Annotated in this window: 5 protein-coding genes; 2 read left to right on the top strand and 3 right to left on the bottom strand. The window is 56.6% G+C overall.

The genetic code is table 11. The features are described 5' to 3' along the window. Positions 1–25 precede the first annotated feature (25 nt). Positions 26–478, bottom strand: a complete 453-nt coding sequence (locus RQ738_RS08240; RefSeq protein WP_314164101.1) for a secondary thiamine-phosphate synthase enzyme YjbQ — start codon at positions 476–478, stop codon at positions 26–28. Positions 479–503: 25 nt separating this feature from the next. Further along, positions 504–4,529 carry an SUMF1/EgtB/PvdO family nonheme iron enzyme gene (locus tag RQ738_RS08235; RefSeq protein ID WP_314164097.1) on the bottom strand — a complete coding sequence of 1,342 codons (4,026 nt, stop codon included), beginning with the start codon at positions 4,527–4,529 and terminating at the stop codon, positions 504–506. A 433-nt stretch (positions 4,530–4,962) separates the two neighbouring features. Between RQ738_RS08235 and RQ738_RS08230 the strand changes: the two genes are divergently transcribed. Further along, positions 4,963–5,577 carry an ABC transporter substrate-binding protein gene (locus RQ738_RS08230; RefSeq protein ID WP_314164093.1) on the top strand — a complete coding sequence of 205 codons (615 nt, stop codon included), beginning with the start codon at positions 4,963–4,965 and terminating at the stop codon, positions 5,575–5,577. A gap of 200 nt (positions 5,578–5,777) precedes the next feature. Beyond that, positions 5,778–6,089, top strand: coding sequence for an HU family DNA-binding protein (locus tag RQ738_RS08225; protein WP_314164089.1), 312 nt, complete (start codon positions 5,778–5,780; stop codon positions 6,087–6,089). A 72-nt stretch (positions 6,090–6,161) separates the two neighbouring features. On the opposite strand, the gene RQ738_RS08220 is transcribed toward RQ738_RS08225, so the two are convergent. After that, a partial coding sequence (locus tag RQ738_RS08220; protein ID WP_314164087.1) for a TerB family tellurite resistance protein occupies positions 6,162–6,645 on the bottom strand: 484 nt, incomplete at its 5' end.

Genomic DNA, 6,645 nt, shown 5'->3' with positions numbered 1-6,645 from the left:
CCCTCCAATTTCCAGAAAACTATCTCTATTGCTCCAAATTCGCTATATTTTTACCCACTAATTTTTCCGAAGAGCCACTAATATGAACAACGATATGCCGCGTACTGCCACCGTGACGGTGTTCCCAGAGATAAACGCCCTGCCAGGTGCCAAGGGTCAGGCGACCATTGATGACCGGGATGCCGAGTGAGGTCGCGGTCAGGACGGACTTGATGTGCGCCGGCATGTCATCCGGGCCTTCGTCGGTATGCGTGTACAGGGGATCGTTCTCGATGACGAGCTGGTTTAACCAGTTATGCAGATCATGCTGCACGGCCGGATCGGCATTTTCCTGGATAACGAGACTCGCCGAGGTATGCTGTACCAGCAGGGTACACAGGCCATCATCAGAACCCGATTCGCTAACCATGGCTGCAAGTTCGCCGGTTATGTCATAAAGCCCCTGTCCGTGAGTGTCTACAGTTAAATGCTTTATCACCACGCGATCCCGATCAGCGAAATATTTATTCCCGCACCAGACGGATACCAATCGTATTCAGGTTACTGTCGATGGCATACTGGCTACGCTTTTTCAGGCGCAGGCTATCGGCCGGACTGTTAAAGGCACCGCCGCGGACCATGCGTTGCCTGCAATCACCGCTCTGCCAGGCCGAGCCATCGACGGGCGCTCCGGTATAATTCCGGTTTGCACAATCCTGTACCCATTCACTGACATTACCCGTCATATCATGCAGACCAAACAGGTTGGCCTTGAAGCTGCCCACTGCTGCCGGCCCCGCACCATCCCACTGGCTGCCACAGTTAAAACAGTTCGCCTGATTCTTGCCTATCTTGTCGCCCCATGGAAAACGTGAGGTGACGCCGGCGCTGGCGGCATATTCCCACTCTGCCTCCGTTGGCAGTCGATACTGACGACCAGTCTGGGCCGACAGCCACTTGGCGTATCTGACCGCTTCCAGCCAGTTGACCTTCGTCACCGGTTCATTATCCTTGCGGCCTTGCACGGCAGCAGCGGACTTGCCCGTGGCCCGCACATAGCGGCGGAAATCCGCCACGCTCACTTCATATCGGGACATGGCAAAGCCGCGCAGCCTTACCTCGTGTTGCGGCCGCTCATCAAACTCCGTGGAGGAAGAGGGGCTGCCCATACGGAAGCTACCCGCCGGGATCACGGCCATACTCGGACCCTGGCCACCTGACTTGAGACTGTCCCTGACATAAACGGGTTTATGCGCCACCACTGGAGCCGGTTTGGCTTCCGGCTCTACTGCCGCTTTGCTCGCCGTTACCTGCGTGGGGGGCGGTGCAGCAACCACAGGCGCGTCAACAACCGGGGCAGGGACCGGTGTCTGCGGGGCAACTTGCGTCGCCACCGTCGATGACGTTTCATCACCACGGGTCAACCACCAGCCTGAAGCAGCAACTATGATAACGGCAGCCGCACCGATGCCGGCATACAACCTGGTGCGCTGGCTTTTCTCTTCCGAGGCCAACTGCGGTTCCACAACCTGCTCGGTAAACTGCGAAACAAACACCGATTCGGTATCCTCGGCGGCCTCGCTGATGAGTCTCTCGATATCATCCTGCTCATCGACAAAAGCCGACGGAACAACAACAAAATCATCTTCCTCCCCGGCCTCGCCGAGAACAATAATCTCGGCCTCATCCTCGCCATCTTCAATCGGGGCGATTTCGTCGATGGTTAATTGCTCGAGCGGCGGGGTCGAATCCGTGCTTACCGGCTTCGCTGCCGACGATTGTTGTTCATCTTCGCTGGCACGCTGTTTCAGGCTCTCGGCCTCGGCACGCATCTTGTCGATCATCGCATCGGCACGTTTTTGTGCGTCCTCGGCTTCACTCTGCAGGCGTCGGGCATCTCGCTCGGCCTGTTCACGTGCCGATTCAACTTCGTTCGCCAGGCGGCTGGCCTCTGCCTCGGCCTGTTCCCGGGCCTTCTCGGCTTGTTGTTTAACCCGCTGCGCGTCCGCCTCTGCCTTGAGACGAGAGGTCTCGGCATCCGACATCACACGGGTCGCTTCATTTTCAGCCTGCAGGCGAATCTGCGTGGCTTCTTCCTGCACCTTGAGGGCAGCCTGCTCGGCCGCCAGGCGTGCAGTTTCCGCCTCCTCTTTAAGCCGCAGGGCCTCCCTGGCTTCAAGACGCGCGGCCTCCGCCTCGGCTTCAAGTCGGGCCACGGCATCGGCGTTCTCGTTTTCCACATCCATCCGCGCCGCTTCCAGTTCTGCACTCAGACGCGCCGCTTCTTCCTCGGCCCTGAGGCGGGCGTTCTCGGCCTCGGCCTTGATCCTGGCGGCATCCTCTTCTGCCTGGTAGCGTGTCGCTTCGGCCTCGGCCTGGCGCTGGTTCAACTCTTCTTCAATCTGCCGGCGACTCGCTTCGGCCTCGGCCTTCAGACGCGCGGCTTCTTCTTCCGCGGCCAGGCGGGCCGCTTCCACTTCACGCATCTTGTGTTGTTCTTCAGCGGCCTTGATGCGGGCCTGCTCGGCCTCGGCCCGGATACGGGCAACATCCTGTTCGGCCTTGAGACGCGCATCTTCCTGTGAAGACAGGAAGCTGGCATGCTCGGCCTGGGCCCGCAGTTTTTCTCCCTCGGCCTCGGCCAGCAAACGCGCCACCTGCTGCTCAACTTCAAAGCGCGCGGCCTCCGCCTCGGCGACGATCCTGGAGGCGATCTCTTCTGAACGTACCCTCGCCTCCTCTTCCGCCTCGGCGCGGACACGTTCGGCCTCGGCGCGAAAACGCAGCGCCTCGGCTTCCGCCTTTTCACGCGCGGCAACCTGTTCTGTTTGCAGCCTCGCTGTTTCAGCCTCGGCCTTCTCTTTTGCCGCACTTGCCTCGGCGCGGATACGTTGCGCATCGTCTTCAGCGGCCTGACGCGCCGCTGCGGCTTCTTCTTTCAAACGTGCCGCTGCTTCGGCAGCGATCATGTGCGCGGCCTCGGCTTCTTCTTTCAAACGTGCCGCCTGCTCGGCAGCCTGCTTTTCTGCCTGTTCGCGTTGTTCGCGCAGGGCATTCAATTCTGTCTCTGCCTTTTCCCGCGCGGTCTCGCGCTCTGCCCTGAGCTTTGTCGCCTCGGCCTCGGCCTTTTCACGGGCGGCCTGTGCCTCGTGTTTAATCCGTGCGGCCTCTTCCTCAACCTCTTTGCGCTTCTGAATTTCTTCTTCAGCCTTTTGCCGCGCCAGGTCCTGTTCGATCTGCATCTGGGCCACGGCTTCTTCGGCACGCAGGCGTTTTTGGGTTTCTTCCTCGGCAAGCCTGCTGGCATTTTCCTGTTTGGCCTTCAGTTGCGCCAGTTCCGCCTCAACCTGTGCGCGCCGTTCGCTTTCAGAAGCGGCGTGACGCTCGGCTGCTTCCTGGGCGGCGGACTTGTCAGCGGCATCGGCCTGCACCGTGGTCTGCCGTGTAGTGATATCGACAACCGTGGCATCGGCCTTCCTTTCGACGACGGCTTCGGTATCTGCCGCGGCGAACCTCTCTGCGGTATAGCCACCGGCAAGGACATAGGCCTCAAAACCGCGCTGCGTCAACAGGAAGGCGGCCACGGAACTACGCTTGCCGCTATCACAATAGACGACATATTTACGTGATTTCTTCAGACGTTCGGCATTACTACGTAAAATCGACAGGGGAAAATTATGGCTGGCGGGAATAGCAGACTGTTTGTATTCATTCGGTGCCCGCACATCCAGCCAGACGCCACCGTCTTTTACGATTTCTGTCCCCTCATCAAAGGTTACCCAGTTGATAAGCGGTTGCTTCATCAGGTTATCGAAATCTTCCCTGGAGAGACGCATCACCACGCCATCGGTAAGCATGGTCACCGTGGCACCGCGTGGGGTATCGGCGATCAGTGCCTCTTCACCAAAAGAATCCCCTGCACCCAGTTCCGCAATCACACGTGACTGGTTGTTCTTTTCGATCACCACCTTGCAACGACCGCGTCGTAACATATAAAAGTATTCGCCGCGTTCGCCCTGAGTCACAATGGTTTCATCTGCCTTGACCACCACCTCTTCCATGCGCATGAACATGCCCTGGATATTCTGTGCCGGCAGGCTGGCAAAGGCCTCGGACTGCAGCATCTGGCTCATCCAGTCTTCGTCTTCTTCCTCGAGGACATCGCTGACTTCATAGGTAGCCTCTTGCCCGCCGCTGCTGAGCAGGTTATCGAGCAAGTGGTTGTCGATACGCACATAGCTGACGGCGTTTTTTGCCACAGCGGATAGCTGACGCGGAATATGGTGGGCAAGTGGGTAACGGGCATGTTCGGTGCCGCCGACAACGGTATCGACAACGCTCTTGCCCGACATCATGGCAACCTTGCCGGCCAGCACATACACGGCCCGGCCGTCCTTGTCGCCTTCGTCAAAGAGCTTGTCGCCGGATTTCACTTCTTCGATATGTGTACCGGCCGCCAGTTCGGCAAACTTCTCATCCGATAAGGCACTGATGGGTACCAGCAAGCGCAAGCCGGATTTCAGGTCTTCGTTTTTCTCGACCGCAGCCATGTCCTGTCCCTAATTAACCAAGTGTGGCTCTGCACACAGCGATAATGACACAGCGAAAGCAGCTAATACACGCCCTGTCGCGCAATCACACCACGAATCTTTTAAAGATAAATAAGTTTGCTATGTAGTTGTGTGCAACCCGTCACAGTCCCTGTCATCCTCGCCTGCTTATCCATATTAACAGGTTCAGCAGCGGGCTTGATTAGCCACCGAATTGCCTTGCTCAAATAATGCAATCTGTCTACTTAACAGGCAATTAGCGCCATCTGTTAACGTACCGTACTAAATAAGATAACACGTTTTTACTCAAGGTAAAGGCAGATCCGGCCGATTTGTCTGTAAATGCCTACAAGAAAGGCTGAAAATCGCCGCTTTTATGGCCGATTCCGGTTTGGCATAATCCGCCGACCTTGATGAGGAAAAGTCTGAAATCATGCTACGTCCAGTCCTGTTTGTCACCCTGCTGCTCAGCCACCTGAATACCGGCATCGCCGAACCTCTGCCTCCCGCCCATGCCCTGGTACAGAAAACCGCGGTGCAGGTCACTAACCGTATCCGTGCCGATCGCCCCCTCATTGATAACGACCCGCAGCACCTGCAAAGCCTGATCACCGAATTAATGCTGCCGCACATCGATTTCCAGCGCATGTCCCGGTGGGTATTGGGCAAGCACTGGCGCCGTGCCAGCCGGGAGCAACGCGAACAATTCATTAATGAGTTCCGCCAGTTGATCCTGCGCACCTATTCAACTGCCCTGCTTGAGTTCAGCGATCAGAAGGTCAAGGTGTTACCGGTAAGGGCCAGCGCTGATGCCGAGGACGTTACCGTGCACACTGAAATCCAGCCGCGTCACGGGCCGGCTATCCCGATCGCCTATGACCTGTACCTGGATCAGAACCGACAATGGAAAGTCTACGATGTCACCATCGACGGCATTAGCCTGATCTCCAATTACCGCTCGAGTTTTTCAACTCAAATACGCCGTAACGGCGGAATCGATGCCTTGCTGACCCAGCTCCAGGCACGAAATCAACTGCCAACTAAATAATTTTGTCAAGCATTTTGTGTCCCTCGACATGCCGGAAATGATCCGATATGGGGCAATTCTATAGCTGTATATCAGTCTTAAATCATTTTATGTCAAAATTTTACTTGCAATATAGCGGTAATATTGTGCTATCTTACGCACACACTATATAAACAGGATCGTTTGCAATCCGAATATAACGAATTCATCAGGAGTTACAGATGGCAGCTAAGAAACCAAAGACCAAATCAGAAATCCTCAAGACAATTGCAGAAAACACCGAGTTGACCAAAAAAGACGTCACCGCCGTGTTTGATGAACTGGCAGTAATGATTCAAAAAGACCTGAAGAAGAGTGGCCCGGGTGTATTCACCATCCCAGGCCTGGCCAAGGTCAAGGTTGTACGCAAGCCGGCAACCAAGGCTCGCAAGGGCACGAACCCCTTCACTGGTGAAGAAATGATGTTCAAGGCCAAGCCGGCCCGCAACGTCGTTAAACTGACTGCTCTGAAGGCCCTGAAAGACATGGTGTAAAACCTGCCTGGCAGGGATTGAAAAAGGGAGGCCTCGGCCTCCCTTTTTTATTGCGCCCGACCTGTTTTCTGCTCAGTCTGTTTTCGGTAGCAGGGTCTGCATAGCCTGATGCTTGGCCTTGATGAAAGCCGCATGCGGCACATACAGCAGGTCGGCCACCTGGCGGACAAAGGCCTCTTCGTACTTGTCCAGTACGGCATCACTCATTGCCACGCGCCACAGCATCTCAACGACCCGCTGTTTTTGCCCCTGGCTGAAATGCTCGTTGAGCAGGCGGGTAAATTCCTGCAGGCAAACCGCCTGGCGCGCTGTATCTGCGGCCAGGTCCACCAACTCTGCCCGGGTGGCCGTGTCGAGTTGGAAGTATTCACCCAGCAGGTCGGCCATCGCCTCGCGTTCGCGGTCCGCCACCCTGTCATCGGCGTAGGCCAGCTCGAACATCAGGGTCGCGGTCGCCACCTGCAGGCTGTGCTCGCTGACTGTCTCGGTTTTCGTATCGAGGACACGTTGTTGGAAAAATTCTCGTATTGAATTCAGCATACTCATCCGGGGTGTC

It is taken from the genome of Sulfuriflexus sp. (assembly GCF_032250955.1).
In the GTDB taxonomy this organism is placed as follows: domain Bacteria; phylum Pseudomonadota; class Gammaproteobacteria; order AKS1; family AKS1; genus Sulfuriflexus.
Note: the sequence above shows the minus strand (reverse complement) of the source record. Positions and strands in the feature narration are given on the sequence as shown.

Excerpts from the sequence above, each read along its gene's own strand:
- RQ738_RS08235 (WP_314164097.1), bottom strand. The coding sequence starts at position 4,529 with ATGGCTGCGGTCGAGAAAAACGAAGACCTGAAATCCGGCTTGCGCTTG.
- RQ738_RS08225 (WP_314164089.1), top strand. The coding sequence starts at position 5,778 with ATGGCAGCTAAGAAACCAAAGACCAAATCAGAAATCCTCAAGACAATT.
- RQ738_RS08230 (WP_314164093.1), top strand. The coding sequence starts at position 4,963 with ATGCTACGTCCAGTCCTGTTTGTCACCCTGCTGCTCAGCCACCTGAAT.